At 64.1% G+C, this 1,640-nt stretch carries 2 protein-coding genes; both read left to right on the top strand.

Going from position 1 to position 1,640, the window contains the following annotated elements:
• The coding region (locus I6U14_RS04900; RefSeq protein ID WP_296897356.1) for a glycosyl hydrolase family 65 protein at positions 1 to 695 on the top strand (695 nt) is incomplete at its 5' end.
• Positions 696 to 784: 89 nt separating this feature from the next.
• Positions 785 to 1,640: fructose 1,6-bisphosphatase (locus I6U14_RS04895; RefSeq protein WP_296897354.1), on the top strand; the 856-nt coding region annotated here is incomplete at its 3' end.

The raw sequence follows: 1,640 nt of genomic DNA, 5'->3' as shown, positions 1-1,640 counted from the left end.
GAAGTATCGTCCGTGTCGCGGGTATAGAGTCGCTCGAAGATTTACACTGGTCGGGCGACCGGGAGAAAGACGGCCATAGCGAGCGGCTCGACCGCATGCTGGAGGCGGAGGGCGACACGCAGAACCGCTACAAGCTCTCCAAGCAGGCCGACGTGCTGATGCTGTTCTACCTGTTCTCGGCGGAACAGCTCACCGCGCTCTTGCGCCAGCTCGGCTATCCCTTCGATCCGGGAACGATCCCGCGCAACGTCGATTATTACCTCAAGCGCACCGCCCACGGCTCCTCGCTCAGCCATGTGGTGCACTCCTGGGTGCTGGCGCGCACCGACCGCGAGCGCTCCTGGCGGCTGTTCCACGAGGCGCTCAAGAACGACGTGGCCTACCGGGAGGACACCACGACCCATGAAGGCATCCACCTCGGCGCGATGGCGGCGACGGTGGACATCATCCAGCGCTGCTATTCCGGCATGGAGCTGCGCCACGGGCGGCTATGGCTGCATCCGTCCCTGCCGGATGAGCTGAGGGAGGTCTGCTTCACGATGGTTTATCAGGACAATGAGCTGGAGGTGCATATCCGCCGCGATGCCGTCCGCCTGCGCGCGGCGCGCTACGCCACACACCCGGCCGAGATTTTCATCAATGGCGAGCCCTGCGTGATCCGGCCCGGCGAGACGATCGAGCGGCCCCTGCGCTAGCGGACGCCTTAACAATGGTAAAGGACCGGATACCCGCCGACGGCGTAGCCTATCGTTAAGCGAATGTCCGTGTAAGAGCGAGGTTGCAGATGGCTGATCTTCTCACATTCAGCGTCATCAAGGCCGATGTGGGCGGCTTTGTCGGCCACTCCAACGTCCACCCCGAGCTTCTGGAAACCGCGCGCAAGCAGACCGCCGAGGCGATCGGCTCCGGTCTGTTGATCGATGCCTATGTGACCAACTGCGGCGACGACCTGCAGCTCATCATGACGCATCGCCACGGCGTCGATAACAGCGAGGTCCACCAGTTCGCGTGGGATACCTTTGTCGCCTGCACCGAGACCGCCAAGAGCCTGAAGCTCTACGGCGCGGGTCAGGACCTTTTGTCGGACACCTTCGCGGGCAACGTCACGGGCATGGGGCCCGGCGTCGCGGAAATGGAGTTCGAGGAACGGCCCAGCGAGCCGGTTATCGTGTTCATGGCCGACAAGACCTCGCCCGGCGCGTGGAACCTGCCGCTGTTCAACATCTACGCCAACCCGTTCAACTCGCCGGGGCTGGTGATCGACACGAAGATGCATCAGGGCTTCGAGTTCGAGGTCATGGACGTGATCGATCACAAGAGCATCCGCTTCGTCTGCCCGGAAGAGATGTACGAGATGCTCATGTTCATCGGCGCCCCGCGCCGCTACATGATCAAGCATGTCTACCGGCGCATGGACGGGCTGATCGCCGCCTCCGCCTCGACGCAGCGGCTGAGCCTGATCGCGGGAAAATATGTCGGGAAGGACGATCCCGTGGTGGTGACGCGCTGTCAGTCGGGCCTGCCGGCGGGGGGCGAGACGCTTGAGCCGTTCCCCTTCCCCCACCCCGCGGCAGGCTGGAGGCGGGGCTCGCCTACCGGCCCGGCACCGCCTGCCTCTTTTCACCACCTCACCGCGCCGA

This window comes from Thiohalocapsa sp. (assembly GCF_019695415.1).
GTDB lineage: Bacteria > Pseudomonadota > Gammaproteobacteria > Chromatiales > Chromatiaceae > Thiohalocapsa.
This window is presented reverse-complemented; position numbering and strand designations above follow the sequence as displayed.